General features: G+C 56.5%; 15 protein-coding genes and 1 tRNA gene. 13 read left to right on the plus strand and 3 right to left on the minus strand.

The annotated features are described in order from the left end of the window. Positions 1–2: 2 nt before the first annotated feature. The 11 genes from ihfA (at position 3) to ABZO33_RS06755 (ending at position 12,882) form a co-directional block, all read left to right on the plus strand. On the plus strand, positions 3–305 hold the full coding sequence (gene ihfA / locus ABZO33_RS06705; protein WP_009394049.1) for an integration host factor subunit alpha: 303 nt from the start codon (positions 3–5) through the stop codon (positions 303–305). Then, entirely contained in the window at positions 286–642 is a 357-nt protein-coding gene (locus ABZO33_RS06710) for a MerR family transcriptional regulator (RefSeq protein WP_023629031.1), read from the plus strand. Before ihfA ends, ABZO33_RS06710 begins: the two co-directional genes overlap by 20 nt. 99 nt (positions 643–741) lie before the next feature. Further along, positions 742–818, plus strand: a tRNA-Pro gene (locus ABZO33_RS06715). Positions 819–1,357: 539 nt separating this feature from the next. Next, on the plus strand, positions 1,358–1,819 hold the full coding sequence (locus ABZO33_RS06720) for a hypothetical protein (RefSeq protein ID WP_414535357.1): 462 nt from the start codon (positions 1,358–1,360) through the stop codon (positions 1,817–1,819). Beyond that, positions 1,795–2,178 (plus strand): hypothetical protein, encoded by a 384-nt coding sequence (locus tag ABZO33_RS06725; RefSeq protein ID WP_414535358.1) that lies wholly within the window; start codon positions 1,795–1,797, stop codon positions 2,176–2,178. The genes ABZO33_RS06720 and ABZO33_RS06725 overlap by 25 nt, the downstream gene beginning before the upstream one ends. Positions 2,179–2,603: 425 nt before the next feature. Continuing rightward, on the plus strand, positions 2,604–5,081 hold the full coding sequence (locus ABZO33_RS06730; RefSeq protein WP_414535359.1) for a sigma-70 family RNA polymerase sigma factor: 2,478 nt from the start codon (positions 2,604–2,606) through the stop codon (positions 5,079–5,081). 184 nt (positions 5,082–5,265) lie between these two features. Further along, positions 5,266–6,756, plus strand: a complete 1,491-nt coding sequence (locus ABZO33_RS06735; RefSeq protein ID WP_414535360.1) for an ATP-binding protein — start codon at positions 5,266–5,268, stop codon at positions 6,754–6,756. Further along, on the plus strand, positions 6,753–9,650 hold the full coding sequence (locus tag ABZO33_RS06740; RefSeq protein WP_414535361.1) for a Z1 domain-containing protein: 2,898 nt from the start codon (positions 6,753–6,755) through the stop codon (positions 9,648–9,650). The genes ABZO33_RS06735 and ABZO33_RS06740 overlap by 4 nt, the downstream gene beginning before the upstream one ends. Then, on the plus strand, positions 9,634–10,650 hold the full coding sequence (locus ABZO33_RS06745; RefSeq protein ID WP_414535362.1) for a PD-(D/E)XK motif protein: 1,017 nt from the start codon (positions 9,634–9,636) through the stop codon (positions 10,648–10,650). The genes ABZO33_RS06740 and ABZO33_RS06745 overlap by 17 nt, the downstream gene beginning before the upstream one ends. Further along, positions 10,640–12,424, plus strand: a complete 1,785-nt coding sequence (locus ABZO33_RS06750; RefSeq protein ID WP_414535363.1) for an AIPR family protein — start codon at positions 10,640–10,642, stop codon at positions 12,422–12,424. The genes ABZO33_RS06745 and ABZO33_RS06750 overlap by 11 nt, the downstream gene beginning before the upstream one ends. Further along, positions 12,421–12,882, plus strand: a complete 462-nt coding sequence (locus ABZO33_RS06755) for a very short patch repair endonuclease (protein WP_414535364.1) — start codon at positions 12,421–12,423, stop codon at positions 12,880–12,882. The genes ABZO33_RS06750 and ABZO33_RS06755 overlap by 4 nt, the downstream gene beginning before the upstream one ends. Here ABZO33_RS06755 and ABZO33_RS06760 read toward each other — a convergent pair. Then, positions 12,830–14,458 carry a DNA cytosine methyltransferase gene (locus ABZO33_RS06760; protein ID WP_414535365.1) on the minus strand — a complete coding sequence of 543 codons (1,629 nt, stop codon included), beginning with the start codon at positions 14,456–14,458 and terminating at the stop codon, positions 12,830–12,832. The two genes, ABZO33_RS06755 and ABZO33_RS06760, sit on opposite strands and share 53 nt — an antisense overlap. A gap of 974 nt (positions 14,459–15,432) precedes the next feature. Here ABZO33_RS06760 and ABZO33_RS06765 point away from each other — a divergent pair. After that, a complete protein-coding gene (locus tag ABZO33_RS06765) occupies positions 15,433–15,669 on the plus strand; it encodes a hypothetical protein (RefSeq protein WP_028688843.1) in 237 nt (78 codons plus the stop codon). Between the two features lie 76 nt (positions 15,670–15,745). Next, positions 15,746–16,054, plus strand: coding sequence for a DUF3077 domain-containing protein (locus ABZO33_RS06770; RefSeq protein WP_414535366.1), 309 nt, complete (start codon positions 15,746–15,748; stop codon positions 16,052–16,054). A 152-nt stretch (positions 16,055–16,206) separates the two neighbouring features. Here the strand turns inward: ABZO33_RS06770 and ABZO33_RS06775 are convergent, their stop codons facing one another. Together ABZO33_RS06775 and ABZO33_RS06780 are read right to left on the minus strand one after the other, a co-directional pair. Next, complete coding sequence (locus ABZO33_RS06775) at positions 16,207–16,596, minus strand: hypothetical protein (RefSeq protein ID WP_414535367.1); 390 nt, start codon at positions 16,594–16,596, stop codon at positions 16,207–16,209. Continuing rightward, entirely contained in the window at positions 16,593–17,156 is a 564-nt protein-coding gene (locus ABZO33_RS06780; RefSeq protein WP_414535368.1) for a hypothetical protein, read from the minus strand. The genes ABZO33_RS06775 and ABZO33_RS06780 overlap by 4 nt, the downstream gene beginning before the upstream one ends. Between the last annotated feature and the right edge of the window lie 187 nt (positions 17,157–17,343).

Raw genomic sequence — 17,343 nt, forward strand, 5'->3', positions numbered from 1 at the left:
GCATGGGTGCTCTGACGAAAGCTGAGATGGCCGAAAGGCTGTACGAGGAGCTGGGGCTTAACAAGCGTGAGGCCAAGGAGCTGGTCGAGCTGTTTTTCGAAGAAATTCGGCACGCGCTTGAAGACAACGAGCAGGTCAAGTTGTCCGGTTTCGGCAACTTCGACCTTCGCGACAAACGCCAGCGGCCGGGCCGCAACCCTAAGACAGGGGAAGAGATCCCGATCACCGCGCGCCGCGTCGTCACCTTTCGTCCAGGGCAGAAGCTGAAAGCCCGGGTAGAGGCCTATGCTGGAACCAAGCCATAACGACGAGCTGCCCCCCATCCCGGGCAAACGCTACTTCACCATTGGTGAAGTCAGCGAGCTCTGTGCGGTAAAACCGCACGTGCTGCGCTACTGGGAGCAGGAATTCACGCAGCTCAACCCGGTGAAGCGCCGTGGCAACCGGCGGTATTATCAGCGCCAAGACGTGCTGATGATCCGCCAGATCCGCGCTTTGCTGTATGACCAGGGCTTTACCATTGGCGGGGCGCGGTTACGGCTCTCCAGTGATGAGGTCAAGGATGAGTCCAGCCAGTACAAGCAGCTGATTCGGCAGATGATTGCGGAGTTGGAGGATGTGTTGGTGGTGCTGAAGAAGTGACCTGGTTGGCGACGAGTGGAAATTTTTGAAAAAAAGCTTCCATTATTCAAAAGGTTAGGTTAAATTCTTCAACGTTCTCAGCGGTATCGAGAATGATGTCGGGGCGTAGCGCAGCCCGGTAGCGCACTTGCATGGGGTGCAAGGGGTCGAGTGTTCGAATCACTCCGTCCCGACCAAAATACTCCAAATAATCCAGTCACTTAGCGGTGACTGGATTTTTTATGCCTGATGGTTTTATCTCTCTGCCAAGATTTTTGCGTTTTGGTCACCGTTAGCTCTAATCTGAGTATCTCCTACCGGCCTCGTCAGCGTTTAGGCCACCTTGAAGCTCTGCTAAACCTGAGTGACACTCAGCTAACTCACCCATCATGCAATGCGCAAAATCTCTCGATAGGCCTTGCAGTATTGCTCCCTATCGTTCGGGCTGATTGGGAAGGTCTGTATAGGGTAGGGCTGCATCTATTGATATAGCTATTAACTATCTTTTCAAATATGTCAATAGTAAAAGTCACAAAGAATCAGTGCCGACTACCAACAGGAGGCTAGGCCAGTAAAAAGAAACACATCACGTACCTGATATGAACAACAGCCAATCAGGTACCTACCATGAACAATCGCAAGACCTCCACTCACCTGTCTCAATCTGACATTGCCCTCCAGATCGAGCAACTTGTCCAAGTCATCGAAGACTCTGCCTCACCAGGCATGCCGAATTATGCAGACTCGTAAGGGTTACGAGCGTGTCGAAGAGGCCAGGCTCTCCCGGTACTTGACGCACATCAAGCAGATGGTCGACTTGTTCGATGATCGTGTGCCCTTCGACTACAGCGAGCACCTGCAAGCGTTCAGGGAGGCCTGTCATGACATCGGGCTGGAGCATGGTACTGGTGGGCCTGTCTGTCTGAATGAGAACGGTATGGGCTACCTGGATCATCATCGCAGCATGAACGTCTTGGTCGCCCGGATCCGTCAGTTGACTCGTGAACAGTGGTATCTCTGCCGGACGCATGACCGCCGCCGCCAAGTCAGGAAGCAGGAGATCCAAGTCTGCGACTATGGCGATGCCTTATGTGAACTCTACTCGCGTGTCACCATCGTCGGGGTCGACTCCCATTACGTGCTGAGGCGCAGGCCAGGCTATGTGCCGAGCACGTGTTCGATGACCCGGATGTTCTGATCTACGAGCACAGACGGGGCCCGATCTTCGAGCATCTCATCGGCCACATCTACTCGGTCGAGCAAGGTGATCACCACGAGGACAGGGGCTACCATATCCATGCCGCTTACTTCTTCAATGGCAACGAGGTGCGTGGCGATGTCTACAAGGCCATCCGGCTAGGCGAGTTGTGGGAAGACATCACCCGTGGCCAAGGCTATTTGCATAGCTGTAACCACGACAAGGAGCAGTATGGAGACGAGTGTGGTATCGGTCGCATCAAGAGGAGTGATCGAGGGATTCGGCGCCATGTACATAAGGTAGTGAGGTATCTCGTCAAGGATGCTCAGCATCTGCGCTTAAGGCCCGAGGGAGCCTGATGCCTAAGGACGGGAATGTTCTGATAGTAGAACATCATGGGCGGGTTGGCGGCAACTCGACGTATAAGCTGCCTGAGTCGCTGGCTGAAATATGTACAAATGTACAAAAAAACACTGGCCAGCCACCTCTCAGGCTTTACCCAATTAAGACCGGTGGATATTGTGACCGCAGTATCATTACGGAGTGCCGCAGTGGCGTCAGGGATAGCCGCTAACCCGCTTCATCTATCGATTGGGCGCGTCGATTTTGCGTCGCCCTTGTTCGGCCTGAGTCCGTATACTCGTGAGGGTGATTGCGACTTTTCATGCCGTTTAGGACTGGACCATGGACAAGGAGTCACCCCTGAATACTGTCGGATGCAGCAAATCCACTTCCCAAGTTATTGTTGGGAGAGCGCGTGTATGAGGGGGGCACGCTTGTGACGATGAACCCTTTACTCCGAATGGCGTCGATAGCTGGCGTTGAGGTCGCCGTCAAGCTTCATATCGCTAGGGGCGATGACCTAAACGCCCGGGACAACGCCGGCGCCTCTCCTCTTATGCTTGCCGCCGCAAGAAGAAAAAAGGGTGTTGTTCGGCTTCTTTTGACTGCTGGAGCCAATCCGGCACTGCTCGACTCTCAAGGGATTAGCACCCTGGCCTACGCGGAGAAGGGGGGATGTTATGAATGTATCACTCTGCTGCGAAATGCTCTGGATGTTCTGGACCCGATAAAAGAGAGCGAGGTGCCCGGAGAGGCTTCGTCCCTGCCGGGTGAATCAACCCACGCCAATGCCACAAAGGCAGATACCTGTCAGGCCTCCCTCCCTAGAGAGTTTGATTCCAGCAAAGCGGAGGATGAGCGGGTCTGTAGGGAAACTCAGTTCAAAAAAGTAGCTGATGTTGATGGCCGTTTTACTTCTAGATCCTCTACCTCTGGTGAAGGGCCTTTTCTGAATGTGGAGGAGTCGCTCACCGTCAAACAAGCCTTCCCCGTCGTTATGGGAAGGCTGTCTAACCTCATCGATATTGACGACGAACCTCTTGAGTCTGGATTTGAAAGCGATTGGTTAGCGGAGCCGGAGGCTGTTGCCCCGAAGGGTGACGATACTGTTACCAAGGGAACCAGTGCCCTTCAGGAAGTGATCGGTCGGCACAAAGCTATCGATACTGATGTGGAATGGGACGACATTGACCTGTTCCTCCCCATCAGGGCGCTTCCGTTGGCGTATGATGAGGGCGAAGGCGTTCGTGGTTTGCTACTCCGAGCACTGCGTGACGGTGCTGTATCCGAAGCCGATCTTATCGAGGTCTGTCGAGGGGCTGACGACTGTCGCAACGAAGAGTCTGAGCGATTGCTGGCCTTTGTTCTGGGCGATATGGGTGCGCTGATCGACGAATCCGGGGCGTGGGCTTATCAGTCGGATCTGGCTGAGCCAACGGCCGAAGAGGAGCTGTTGTTAATTGAGACCTTGGAGTTTGCAGAGGACTTGGCATCTGGTCGCAACGACCCTTTGCGATACTACGTAAAAGGACTCAAAGCTGACCTGCTTCGGGCCGAAGAGGAAATTTCTTTGGGACGTGAGATGGAGGAGGCCGGGGCTCAGGCGTTGGACGTTCTTTCTGACTGGCCCGCGGGCCTTTCTATGGTTTTCGAGGCTGCTGATAGGGTTGCTCGTGGAGAAGCTGATAATGGAACATTTAGTTGGGAGACTGTGCCCGGTGAGGTAGATGAGGAGAGCATTGGGGCGGTGGCAATTGAGGACGATGCCGAAAAAGATGAAGAAGTAGCCTCTGATCCAAAGGGGGCAGCTTTCCTCTCCGCAATCTCAGAAGCACGATCTGCGGGCGGAGATCAAGTCCGAGTGCGCTCAGCACTTGCAGCAGCGGGTCTTTCAAGAGGCTTCCTGTTAGAGCTTGCACGTAAAGCAACCGACCCGGTGGGCGAGACTTTCGTATCTGCCGTTCGGCGCCAGGTCGGTGCGAGGGAGCGGATGATCCTCGCTAATCTGCGCTTGGTGTATTCCACAGCTAGGAAATATATGTGGTCTGAACTTCCCTTCGATGATCTGGTGCAGGAGGGGAATATCGGCCTGATCAAGGCCGTTGAGCGCTATGACTGGCGAAAGGGATTTAGATTTTCCACTTATGCAATGTGGTGGATCCGTCAGCAGATATCTCGCGCAATCGAAAACAAGGCTAGGACCATTCGCGTTCCGGTGCACGTTCACAAAGAAGCCTTGCCTATCCTGCGCCAGAGGGCGCTATATGAAAGCAAAACAGGGCGCCCTGAAACCGAAATCCAGACGTCGCGTCGGATAGGGATGCCCATCGATAAAGTCCGATTTCTCCTGGCAGCTTTTGATGATGTGCTCTCCTTGGATGAGGCCAGCAGAGATACTGGACTTCCTCATATCGACACCGTAGTGGAGTTTGAGACTTCGGATCCTGCTTCTGCAGTTGAGGGAAACTCTCTTCGGGAGCTCATTCTCAAGGTTATTGGTAGCCTTGATGAGCGTGCCGCTGAGGTAATAAAGCTTCGCTTTGGTCTTGGGGGCGAGGAACCCATGACATTGGAGGAAGTGGGGCTTCGATTCAATGTTACTCGCGAGCGGATTCGACAAATAGAATCAAAAGCTTTGGGGAAATTATCCACCCCTGCAAGGAAAGAAAAGCTTGCCCTGTACATGGGCGATCAATTTGAGTGGAAGCGTCTCCTCGCACCCCGTTCCTCCTCACCGGAAATGCCACAATCGTCCGAAGATAAGTTTTCTGGAGAGGTGATGTGTGCTCAACAGCTCGCTGATCCGTTGAAGGATATTCTCCAATCGGGCGAGCAATCTGCGTCGGCGAGAAGCCCTGAGGCAGTATCCGAGCGTCAACATGAGCTGCTTTCCGAGCTCTCGAAGGGGCTCGAATGTTAGGGCTTACAGTAGAGGACGCTCGCTCCCATGGCGGACATATCTGCGTGTCGTTTGCGGCACGATCAGATGCCGCTATTCGCAGTATTGCCCGGAAGCTCATGAATGCCGAATTTGCCCTTCATTTAGGAAATACCTACGTCAAATGAACGTGAAAACCCGATTTGCTCCGCCACGAGCAGGGGCGATGCTGGAAGCCCTGCGTGGCCTCGGTTACTCGACGGCAGCTGCTTTGGCAGATGTGATTGATAACAGCGTCTCAGCCGGGGCAACAGAGGTTCGTGTGAAATTTGAATGGGGTGGGCAGGACAGCCGGATATCCATCTTGGATAACGGCCGTGGAATGGATGACGCCGAACTGGAGACAGCCATGACTCTTGGTGCCAAGAGTCCTCTTGATGAGCGTGCACCCACTGATCTCGGTCGTTTCGGGATGGGTTTGAAGACTGGCTCCTTCTCTCAATGTCGCTGTCTTACTGTCGCATCCAGAAGGATGGATGGCCCCATTTCCTGTTTGCGTTGGGATCTTGATGCCATTGCGGCATCGCCGGACGGTTGGAAGATGTTTGAGGGGCCGGCCTTTGGTTCCGATGCGTTCGTTGAGCCAATCGAGACTCTCTGTCATGGAACGATCGTCCTCTGGGAGCGATTGGATCGCATTGTTACACCCGGCTATGACCTCGACCACTTTGCGGGCTTGGTCGACGGCGTAGAGCTACGTTTGGCAATGGTGTTCCATCGTTTGCTGGAAGGTCCAAGCCCGATTTTTCGGCTGTTCATCAACGACAGATTGGTGAGCCCTTGGGATCCCTTCATGACAGGCCACCCTGCGAAACCGTGGCAATCACCGGTCGCTCAGATTTTCACTCCGTCCGGTCTCGTTGAGGCTCAATGCCATGTTCTGCCACACAAAGATCGGATCTCCGAGGAGGAATACCGTAAAGCAGGTGGGCCAGAAGGGTGGACATCCCAGCAGGGCTTTTACGTGTACCGAAACCACCGTTTGCTTCTGGCAGGAGGGTGGCTTGGGCTTGGGCAGGGGCGCTCGTGGAATCGGGAGGAGCCTCAGCGGCTCGCCAGAATCAGGTTGGATATCCCCAACACGGCTGACTCCACTTGGAAGATTGATGTCAAGAAGTCAACCGCACGGCCACCTGTAACGGTGCGCCCATGGCTTACCAAGTTGGCTGAGGATACTCGAGAAAGAGCTAGAAGGGTTTTTGCCTTTCGTGGCGCGCCAATGCCAGGACCGGGTGGCCTCAAGGTCGAGCAACAAGCATGGCGTGTCGATAGGCTCAGAGGCGGTGTGCGTTACCGCATTGAGGAGGGGCATCCGGCGGTAGCTGCAGTCATAGAGGCGGTTGGTGACAAAGCTGACCTTGTCCGGGCGATGCTCCGGGTAATAGAAGAGACCGTCCCTGTTCAGCGGATATGGCTCGATACTGCCGAGAACAAGGAGACCCCGAGAACTGGCTTCTCGGGAGAGGCCGAAACGGCCCCCGATGGCGTCAAGACCGTGCTTCTGACCCTGTTCAGGGACATGATCGGGCGACGTGGCATGAGTCCGGAGGCGGCCGTCAGAGCCCTGTCCTCTACGGAGCCTTTCCAAATCTATCCAAATCTCGTCGCGAGCCTCCTGGATATCGCGGCAACGCCTGACGAAGGGAACGCAGTATGACGGAAGAGCAGAGTAAGGTGTATCAGCGGGTCGTAAGCGCCGCCCAGACGTTCTTGGCCGAGGCCATGGAGAAGGGCGCGGTCACGCCGACCCTGATCGCCGAGAAGGTCGACTTCGTGGCGACTCACATGGCCCCGGGCGATAACATCGACAGGAAGGAGGTGGTCGCGGAGCTCATTCGTAGATTCAGCCTATGGATCGGCGGGGCATCCACTCTTTCAGACAAGACCGGCCACAAGGACTGGCTTACCGCCGCCCGCAGGAAGGATTGGCGCTACTGGCAGCGCTATCGCGACTTCTTAGAGGGCAAGATGTCCGTCAAGGCCGTGGACGCTTTGGATGACGCGACCAACAAAGTATTGGAGCTGCTCGAAGATCCTCTGCGTGAGGGATGCTGGGATCGCCGCGGGCTCGTTGTCGGGCACGTCCAGTCAGGTAAGACAGGTAACTACACGGGGCTGATATGCAAGGCAGCCGATGCGGGCTACAAGATCGTCATCGTCCTCGCCGGTCTGCACAACAACCTGCGCTCGCAGACTCAAATTCGTTTGGAGGAAGGCTTCCTCGGCTACGAGACCTCCGCGAAGAATGACGTAGTCCGCTACATCGGCGTCGGCGAGAACGGTCGTGACGCTGAGATTCGCCCCAACTGCGCGACGAATCGCTCCGACAACGGGGATTTCAACACCAAAGTCGCGAAGCACCTGGCCATTACCCCGGAGCAGCGTCCCTGGCTATTTGTGGTGAAGAAGAACAAGACGGTGCTAGACCGCCTCCTCAAATGGATTCGCAACCACGTCGCGGACTCCAAGGATGCCGACGGCCGTCCGCTCGTTTCAGGTTTCCCTCTGCTTCTAATCGACGACGAGGCAGACCATGCGTCGGTCGACACGGGGGATCAAGTCGTGAACAAGGACGGTACGGTAGACGACGAGTATCAGCCGAAGGCCATTAACAGCCGAATCCGAAAAATTCTTCACTCCTTCTCCCGGAAGGCATATGTCGGGTACACCGCCACGCCGTTCGCAAACATCTTCATTGATCGACGCAAGGCGACCAAGGAAGAGGGTCCCGACCTGTTTCCGCAGTCCTTCATCATCAACATCTCTGCCCCCTCGAACTACGTTGGCCCCGCCCGTGTCTTCGGACTGCGCTCGACTGAGGGTAGAGACGGTGGCCTGCCGCTGACCCGGGAGGTGTATGATCAGACGGACGCTCGAGGCGAGGACGGCTGGATGCCGCCCCGCCATGACAAGACCCATGTGCCCATGTTCGAGGGACGCGACGAGGTACCACCGTCCCTCAGGGAAGCTGTATCCGTTTTTGTCCTGGCCTGCGCTGTCCGCGTTTTACGTGGTGAGGGCCGCAGGCACTGTTCAATGCTGATTCACGTGACGCGCTACACCGCTGTCCAGGAAGAGGTGCGACGCCAGGTCGACGAGCTCGTGAAACGCTTCCGCAACCGGATTAGAGGGTTCGGTCAGGCGGAGAGGGATAAGTTGATGGTCGAGTGGCGCGAGCTATGGGAATCCGACTTCGTTCCAACATCGGCCGCCGTGGCGACGGCTATGGGAGCGGCGGAAGTCGAGTTCGACCTTCCCCAGTGGGAGGATGTCGAGGCAGTGCTTCCCGAAGTTCTTGAAGATCTTGCGAACAGCGTCAGGGCTATTAACGGTTCGGCCGGGGACGTCCTTGACTATGCCGAGCGCGAGGAAACCGGCTTAAAGGTCATCGCCGTCGGCGGCGACAAGCTCGCCCGGGGGCTGACTCTTGAAGGCCTCTGCGTCAGCTACTTCGTGCGCTCCACAAAGATGTACGACACCCTGATGCAGATGGGGCGCTGGTTCGGCTACCGTCCTGGGTACCTCGATTTGTGCCGCCTTTACACGACTTCAGATCTCGTCGAGTGGTTCGGCCACATAGCCGACGCGGCCGAGGAGCTTCGCCAAGAGTTCGACACCATGGCAAAGGTCCATGCCACGCCGGAGAACTATGGCATGAAGGTCCAGTCGCATCCAGTCCTCATGGTGACCTCACCGATCAAGATGCGCAGTGCCAAGACCTTGCAAGTCTCCTTCTGCGGGTCGGTCCTCGAAACTGTCGCCTTCCATCGCGACATCTCCATTATCGAGAAGAATCTCGGAGTTATGGAGAGGCTGCTCGACGCTGCCGGTTTACCGACCGAGGGCAGTGGCGTCATTTCGCGTAAACGAGGTGCGGCTAGTCAGGAGTGGAAAGGGTTCCTCTGGGAGAGCGTTCCTTCAGAGCATGTGATTGAGTTTTTCTCCGGGTACTTGACTCACCCGGCGGCAAGGAAGGTGAACAGTGTGGTCTTGGCCGAATTCGTGAAGGTCATGGCGACCAAGAGCGAACTTACGTCTTGGACCATTGCGCTTGTTGGTGCAAAAGATGGAAGTGAAGGCGGCGGGCCCAGTCTCTTCTGCGGAAAGTATGCACTGGAACATATGGTCACTCGAAACCAGAACCCAGCTTCCAAGGGGGACTACTATTCCATTGGCCGACTTTTGTCGTCCAGAGATGAGGCAATTGACCTCGACGAAGAAGCATGGATGGCTGCCCTGAAACTTACCCTTGAAGACCGAGCGAAGGACCCCGCGAGAGGAACTGAAGAGACTGGAAAGGAACCTCCTAAGTCGCCTAGCGGCCCTTGTGTTAGGAGGGTGCGCGGACTTGGCGCCGATGGTGTCCCCAATCACCCCGAGAGAGGGCTTCTGCTGCTATATCCCATCGATCCGAAAGGGGCTGGTTTCGTGGGCGATGCTCTGCCGGTCATTGGGTTCGGGGCCAGCTTCCCCGCCAGTCGTTCGACGACCACTGTCAAGTACGAGGTGGATCACCTTCTCTGGGAGACCGAATATGCCCCGGCCGATTGACGAGTTCGCCTCCGCCTGGGAGGCGCTCTCCGGGCGCGGTGAGGAGGGGAGTGGCTGGCGTGGTATCGCTGTGACTCCCGTTGGTGAGTGCGAGCTTTTGGCTGCTCGGCGCTTCCCAGGTAACGAGGAAGCTCTTCTGGCTCGCTTTCCGACGGCCCGTCTCGGTTCGTCCGAGCGGCTGCCCGAGGGCCGGGGGTTCGAGGTCGTTCGGGCGGATCCCCGCGGCGATGGCAAGACTTGGATAGCGCTGTCCCGGAAGGAGTCGGGAAGTCCCGAGCTGTTCGTGGAAATGGTCGTTGATGTCGCCGGAGCCATGGACGGCTGTGTGGCGGAGGGCGAGGCCGCCGTTCTGCGGACCATGCTGCGCCGTGTGCGCATGTGGCAGCAGTTCATGTCCCGCGGCGCGGGGCCTCTCAGCCCCGAGGCGGAACTCGGTCTGGCGGGAGAGCTCTTCTTCATGGGCGTTCTTTTCGACGCGGGGATTTCTCCGGAGACGATCCTCCAGGGTTGGGTCGGGCCCGACGACGCCCCTCAGGATTTCCTTTTGGGAGACGGAGCTATAGAAGTCAAGGCGACGATGTCTTCGTCCGGTTTTCCGGTGAAGATAGGCTCGTTGGAGCAGTTGGACGATGCAGTTGCCTCGCCGCTGTTCCTTATGGCTGTCCGGTTCGCTAGGGGAGAGGGTGGCGCGACCCTTCCCGAGATGGTTGGTGAGGTCAAACGACGTCTGGGCGGTGAGCTTGAGTTGATCGACTTCCTGCATGAGAGGCTCATGGTCGCTGGTTACTCAGACGCCCACGCGGGCCAATACTCCCGAAAATTCGAGCCGAAGGAGAGGCGGACTTTCTCCGTGTCTGCGGGCTTTCCACGGCTGACGGTGGGAGCCGTGCCAGCTGGTGTCACACGAGCCATTTACGAAACCAATCTTGATCACGCCGGGGATTTTCTCGTGGACCTCGACGTGGCTTTAAAGCTGCTAGGAGTAACGGATGACGCTTGATGAATTCTTCGCTGAGACTAGGGGCGAGATAACGGCTCAGATGAGCGACGGATCCCCCTTTGCTGAGCTCGTTTTCTCTGAAGTAGTGATGCAGCACCTGGCTGATGCCGGAATGACCTTCGAGCCGGTCATCTGTCACTTTCAAGGGAAGGTCGGCAATGCGAATCTGCGTTTGAGCGGCTACGCCATGTCTGAAGAGGCCGATCAGCTTGACCTGTTTGTAAGCCTCTACGAGGGTTTCGAGGGCCTGAAGCCGATACCAGAGCAAGATGTGAAGACGGCGGCGGCTCAGTGTGTTCGCTTTTTGGAGCTCTGTGCGGCAGGGCGCATCGCCGATAAGCTGGATCCGTCAAGCGACGTCCACTCCCTTGCGCTGACGATTCGGGAGATTTACGACGGGCTTGAGCAGGTCCGTGTCTACGTACTTACGGACGGTATCGCCAAGTCGAAGAGCTTCAAAGCTCGAGACGTTGGTGGAAAGTACGTGAAGCTTGAAGTCATGGACATCGAACGGTTATTTCGGCATCGCTCCGAAGGTAAGCCACGTGATGAGCTTGTCGTTGACTTCAATGAGGTATCCGGTTCCCCGCTACCCTGTGTCTTTGTTCCAGGTGACACCGGGGACTATGACTATGCACTGACTGCAATTCCGGGGGAGGCGCTTCGGTTTGTCTATGAGAAGTTCGGCTCTCGTCTACTTGAGGCCAATGTTCGCTCATTCTTGAGCGTGAAGGCCCGGGGTGTGAATGCTGGGCTTCAGAATACCCTCCGGAATGCCCCGGAAAGGTTCATGGCATACAACAACGGAATTGTATTGGTCGCTGATGAAATGCGGCTTGACCGTGCCGCAGATGGTTCGCCCGGTATAGTTTGGTTGCGGGGGATGCAAATCGTTAATGGCGGGCAGACTACTGCATCAATTTTCTTTGCCAAAAAAAAATATGCTGATACGGATCTGAGTAGGGTTCGCGTGCCAGCCAAGATCATTGTCATGAAAGAGGAGGATCCCTCCAAAGAGGAGTCTCTTGTTTCCGATATATCGCGATATGCAAATAGTCAAAACTCTGTCCGTCAATCAGACCTGTCTGCCAATAAGCCGTTTCATGTCGATATTGAGCGGTTGTCGCTCTCAGTCTACTGCCCTGACGGTACTGGGCGCTGGTTCTATGAGAGGGCAGCAGGCAGTTACAGCACTCTTCTTGCCCGAGAGGGGGTAACCCCTGGCAAACTTCGAGCGCTGAAGGAATCCGTACCGACCTCGAGGAAAATTACAAAAACCGAGCTGGCAAAATATCTCATGGCGTGGGATGGCCAAGCTGACGTTGTCAGCCTTGGCGCACAGAAGTGCTTTGATCGATTCATGTCTGGCATGGCTGAAGTGGAAGCTGAAGGGAAGGTTTTCGTTCCTGATGTTGCCTATTTCAAGGCTGTTGTCTCGAAAGCATTACTTTTCAAGGCAGTCCATAAGACGGCGCGGCCATTGGTACCAGCATTTCTCGCCAACGTTACTGCTTACACTGTTGCGTTGGTTTCAAAAACTTATGGCGAGTCTTTTGATCTCGAGCGGATCTGGAATAGACAAGGTGTATCTCCTCAGCTTGTTGAGCAGATTGAAATCTGGGTTCGCGAGATCAATGATCGGCTTCATGAGACCGCCAACGGCAAAATGATCTCTGAATGGGCGAAGCGTCTAGAGTGTCGAGAGACCATGTTTTCCCGCCCATTCACTGCCCCTTCCATTGATATTCCGGAAACGCGTCGGGGAGGATTGTGACGGATATAGTCAATGCACTGGTCCGCAGCCGAATGATGTCGGGAATACGGGGGAAGGACACCAAGCCAGAGATGCTTGTACGTCGCGTCCTTTTCAAAGCGGGTTATCGTTTCAGGCTGCACAGAAAAGACTTGCCCGGAGTCCCCGATATCGTTCTTCCCAAATGGAAGGTGGCGCTTTTTGTGCACGGCTGCTTTTGGCACATGCATCAAGGTTGTTCCAAGGCAAAGATCCCTTCCACTCGCACCGAGTTCTGGCGGAGAAAGCTCAAGGCTAATGTCGAGAGGGATCTAAGGGTGCAGGTAGCGTTGGCAGAGGCAGGCTGGCGAGTTGTTGTTGTGTGGGAATGTCTGACCCGAGACTCTCAGGCGCTGGTAGCCTTTCCCGATATGCTGTCCGCCTGGATCAGAGGCCCTGCAATTTTTGGCGAGTTTTCCCTGCCCGATAAGAGTCGATGACCGCTGCAACGATAGCTGCGATTTTCCGCGCTAGAAGTGGCGGCACGGCGTTTCCGACCTGTGTGTATTGCTGTGTTCTGTTACCTTCAAAGAAGTAATTATCAGGGAAGGTCTGCAGTCGTGCAGCTTCGCGAACAGTCAAGCTCCGGCACTGACTCGGATCTGGGTGTATGTAGTAATGGCCATCTTTGGCGATGTGGGCAACAACAGTCGTAGATGGGGCATCCGCCATTTGAACCCTGAAACGGTCACTGAAGGGGACTGAGGCGGAAGAGACGTTCTCATGAGCTGGCAGGAGTTGCTCGGGAAATTGGTGTATTTTTGGTGAGGTTCCGTACAGTTTTGCGAAGGCTGCAGCAAAAATGTACCTATGCAGATCAGAGCGCATATGACTCCTTGCCTCATGCTGCAGGATTCCCCCAAGCCTGGGGTCGAGGAACCACTCCCGTTGTTTGGGGTTCATCTTTGGCGCTACGTTCCAAGGTATGAAGCGACTGCCGTTTGAGTTTAATCGCTGTGCGTTGGCCGCTGCAGTTCGCATGGTGTCTATTAGATCACCTCGACCGGCTACATAAGGGCGCAAAAGGATAGAGCTGGCCTCATTCAATGCCGCAAGCCAAGATTCAAGAGAGTCTCCTCCCCTTGAGATCTTGCTACGCAGTGGGGCTAGTCCCGATAAGGCTTGGCCAACGGTAAAGGCCGTTTGACTGGGTTCCAGCACCAAGTTGTGAGAACGCTCCAGCAATGCGGGACAGTTCGATGCCACATCAGAGCGAACGCCGAACAAGATGACTCTGTGTCGTGCTTGTGGGAGACCGTATCGCTCGGCTTGGATGATGAAGTCGTGCGGATCCAGGTTTTCCGATTCGTCAGCGACGACAAAGGAGCGTATGCGGTACGAAAGATCTCCTGTGGGACTCGAAAGGTCTTCGAGAATCTGTTGGAAGATGTGCGATCCACTGTGTTGCGACGACAGGATGCCTTTTACGTTCTCCATAACGAAGATCGTTGGTCTGAACTCGCGAATAATCCGCAGGTATTCCTTGTATAGAAAGTGCTTCTCGTCGCTCTCAAATTCCTCCAAGGTCTCGCGGGTACGACGGGCGCGGCCGGCTACCGAGTACGCCTGGCAGGGTGGACCGCCGATGAGAACCCATTCACTTGCGCCACTTAGGGCTTTACTGATCCAACGGTCGATGTCCTCATGTGAATCTTTGCCAAGTTCGGCGAGCTTTGCCTCTTGCGACGCTTCCACAGCTTCCGCCGGGACGTCCGGATGCTTGAATAGCTCTTCGCGGGTAATCTCGCCCCGAGTGTACTGGTAGTAAGCTTCAGGCACTTCGCCTTTCGGAAAGGCGCGGAACAGCGCGCGTAGGGAGAGTGTCGCGTGAGCGACTGGATCCTTCTCGATCGAGACACGAAGCTTGAACTTGCGTGTTCCCTTTTCATGACCGCCGATGGAAGAGAATCCCTCTCCGAGTCCACCTGGCCCAGCAAAGAGGTCGATGACCGGGATTGAATCCTTGTGATTCATTGAGCTAACCAACACGCCAAGGGGAAAATAAAAGAGCGCCATTTTGCGCTCAGGGGGGGACGCAGCCCCTTCATGGGTATGCGCTAAATAGAGCCAGATGGTACCGGTTCACCAAGTGGCGGGCAAGAAATGAGGGTATGGATAATGCTGCGAGCGCGGCGATCAGCTTGGTCTTAATGACGATGAGCTGGTTTCTATGATGCCTTGGCCAGCGTGGCTTCGGTACACGAGCTGGACGATGAGACGTTGGCTAGGTTCGCTCATTAATTGATCAGCATCTGCGCAAGAACGAGGCGGCGGATTGGAGCAAGCACGGCAGTGTGCGTGCGGCTATTGGGTAAGGCCCTCCTGACTTTCTGCTGTCTCATAGAGCAAAGCGCCGCATCGTAGGCACAGGCAGTCGAAGTCGGCGAAGTGAAACCGTACGACATCCTCCGGCGCCTTCCGGGTCTCCGGGTACGCGGCTGCGACCGCTGCGCTGAGAAGAGCGGCATCGCCGCTCCCCTCATGTGGACGCTGAGCGACCTTGATTGCGCCATTGAACAGCCCGACCAACAGGGTCACCTCTTTGCCTGCGTCCCGTGTCAGCACGGCGCTAGAGTCGCAGATCAAACACTGTCTGTCAGGGTAACTTGGGGGGGCTGTTTCAATATGTTTCTAGTCGGCAGTCCTATTCGTACCTGTTTTTGTTTCCTTGGGACGCTGGCCAAGCAATCTCGAATCGGATTTTCCCTCTTCTCTGTAGTCCCTTTCCGAAACATACTCCTACCGCCTTACAGCCTGTTGCCGCTCGCCCACCAGCCGTCTAGTCTCGCCAAGTCGCTACCAATCCAGCGACCGGCTTTGACAGGCCGCAGGTAGAACGAAGTCTCGTAGCAAGCCGTTATGGCGGCTGTACGTGGGGCACCTCGTGTGCGCCGGGTTTTCTTCGTCTCCTCGGTCTGTCAACCCACGTACAGCTGCCACCCTCAGTTTGACAGCAGGGTGTGGTGGCTCCACCGAGACGGAGAAACAACATGCTAAAGATCGTCCCCGATCCACCCCTACACGACAAATACACCACCCACACCCTCGAAGACCTCCTGGTCCAGATCTCCGAATACCTCGTCTGCGCCCTGACCGTCAGTCAGCAGACCGTCCTGCTCCACGCCAAACCCCCAGGCCAGGTCCTGACCCTCGCCGCCATGCACGAAATCGACAGCGCCCGCACCTTGGTGGAGGTGGCGCTGAGCCGCGTGCAATCCCGGCATTGACCTGGCGAGCCTGGGCTCGCACTTGTTGTTCACCGATCAGGCCCCGCGCTGTTCGCGGGGCCGCAGGAGGAATGGTATGGATAAGGAATTGCAAACCCCGCGCATCAAGAAACTCGCCACCACCGGCGTCGGGCATTTCGGCGAAGGCGCAGAGGTGGGGGTGCAAGACCCGCTGTTTCGCGTGGTGGCGGGGCATCCGCTGGACCATGCGGTGGAGCAGGCGACCGTGCTGATGTGTGCGGTGCACAAGATCAGCGATCTGGCGATGGTGGAGACTGATCATCTGCCTACGCTGCTGACGGCGGTGCATTACCTCAGTGGCATGGCCAAGGCGTTGGCCCAGGATGTGAATCATGGGTTGATGGTTGGGCGGGGGGCTGAGTAGGGGGAGGGTGTCTGGCTGGAGGCTTGGTTGTCTGGGCGGGCGCTATCGCGGGGCAAGCCCGCTCCCACGAGTCCGCTTATACAAGTCCGCTCTTACGAGTCCGCGCCCACAAGCCCGATCCCACAGGCCTGCTCCCACGTTTCGCCAAGCCGCTATGGCGCCAGGTCCACACCGTTACAGCGGCCTTTGGTGGAGAAGTCGTTGATCTGTCGCGCTTTGTCCACCGACATCAGGATCGTGCAGCCGCCAGGATGGGCCACGTCGTCCCAGTAGTTGGTATGGACCATCACGTTGCCTTGCATCTCGGCGGTGCTGCCGACCACTTCCTTGCGCACGTAGGTGGTATCGCGATACCAGCCCAACTGCACCCCAGCGCCGCCGGGCAATGGCTCCATGCGCATCGGCGGGCCGAAGAAGTCGATGGCCTGCTTGGCGTCGCGCCCTTGCCATTGGTTACCCGCCAGAATCTCCGGTAGGGTCGGGATGCAGCCGGCCAGCGCAGGCAGCAGCAGGCAAAGGACCAGCAGGGGGCGGGTGCTCATCGTGGGGTGTTCGCCAGCATGTCGTCCAGCTCCTGCACCGCCTGGCTGTTGGCCTGCACGCCAATCAACTGGATGAACATGGCCTGGATGGTGGCGACCATCTTCGCCGCTGGCATCTTGCCGATCGACAGCATCTGGTTGCGCGCGCGATTGTCAGGGGCGCAGACGAAGGCGAAGGTGCGCTGCAGCCAGTAGTCCTTCGGTGCGACCCAGTCTTTGGCGTTGGTTTTCACATCGCGCACGGCGCCGTCGAAGCGACGTATCGCCCGGGCGCTGTCCAGGCGGATCTGGCGCTGTTTGCATTTGACCTGCACCTCGTAGGCGGCGAGGGTCGGGAAGGCCGGGTCTTCGAACAGTTGCATGACCTGAGCTGATTGCACGCCACCGGGCTTTTGCAGGATGCCGGCGGCATCGGCGACGTAGACCTCGTTGTGCAGGCGTTCGCCTTTGCCGTAGATGATCCAGTAGTCGCCTGAGGCTTGTTCGGCCAGGGCCGGGGTGCTGCAGGCCATGGTCAGGATGGCGAGCCATCGGCAGGGGAGTGGAAGGCTGTGACGCATGGAGTCCTTTCCCGATTTATGTAATCAAGGAGGGACTATACGAGCGCTGGGTGAGTAGGGTCGATTAGGGCGGTTGTGCTAATGGCCAAGGGCTTGTAGCGCTTGGGTGCAGTAAACAGAGTGTTTCGTGAGTAGCGAATATTTTGGGAGGCGTCCGGCATACGGTCTGTTGTCGTTTTTGTAGGCT

Source organism: Pseudomonas sp. CAM1A (assembly GCF_047501685.1).
Classification (GTDB): Bacteria; Pseudomonadota; Gammaproteobacteria; order Pseudomonadales; family Pseudomonadaceae; genus Aquipseudomonas.

Bases quoted from the DNA above. Each gene is read 5' to 3' on its own strand.
- ihfA (WP_009394049.1), top strand. From the start codon at position 3: ATGGGTGCTCTGACGAAAGCTGAGATGGCCGAAAGGCTGTACGAGGAG.
- ABZO33_RS06710 (WP_023629031.1), top strand. From the start codon at position 286: ATGCTGGAACCAAGCCATAACGACGAGCTGCCCCCCATCCCGGGCAAA.
- ABZO33_RS06720 (WP_414535357.1), top strand. From the start codon at position 1,358: ATGCAGACTCGTAAGGGTTACGAGCGTGTCGAAGAGGCCAGGCTCTCC.
- ABZO33_RS06730 (WP_414535359.1), top strand. From the start codon at position 2,604: ATGAACCCTTTACTCCGAATGGCGTCGATAGCTGGCGTTGAGGTCGCC.
- ABZO33_RS06735 (WP_414535360.1), top strand. From the start codon at position 5,266: ATGCTGGAAGCCCTGCGTGGCCTCGGTTACTCGACGGCAGCTGCTTTG.
- ABZO33_RS06740 (WP_414535361.1), top strand. From the start codon at position 6,753: ATGACGGAAGAGCAGAGTAAGGTGTATCAGCGGGTCGTAAGCGCCGCC.
- ABZO33_RS06745 (WP_414535362.1), top strand. From the start codon at position 9,634: ATGCCCCGGCCGATTGACGAGTTCGCCTCCGCCTGGGAGGCGCTCTCC.
- ABZO33_RS06750 (WP_414535363.1), top strand. From the start codon at position 10,640: ATGACGCTTGATGAATTCTTCGCTGAGACTAGGGGCGAGATAACGGCT.
- ABZO33_RS06760 (WP_414535365.1), bottom strand. From the start codon at position 14,458: ATGGCGCTCTTTTATTTTCCCCTTGGCGTGTTGGTTAGCTCAATGAAT.
- ABZO33_RS06765 (WP_028688843.1), top strand. From the start codon at position 15,433: ATGCTAAAGATCGTCCCCGATCCACCCCTACACGACAAATACACCACC.
- ABZO33_RS06770 (WP_414535366.1), top strand. From the start codon at position 15,746: ATGGATAAGGAATTGCAAACCCCGCGCATCAAGAAACTCGCCACCACC.
- ABZO33_RS06775 (WP_414535367.1), bottom strand. From the start codon at position 16,596: ATGAGCACCCGCCCCCTGCTGGTCCTTTGCCTGCTGCTGCCTGCGCTG.
- ABZO33_RS06780 (WP_414535368.1), bottom strand. From the start codon at position 17,156: ATGCGTCACAGCCTTCCACTCCCCTGCCGATGGCTCGCCATCCTGACC.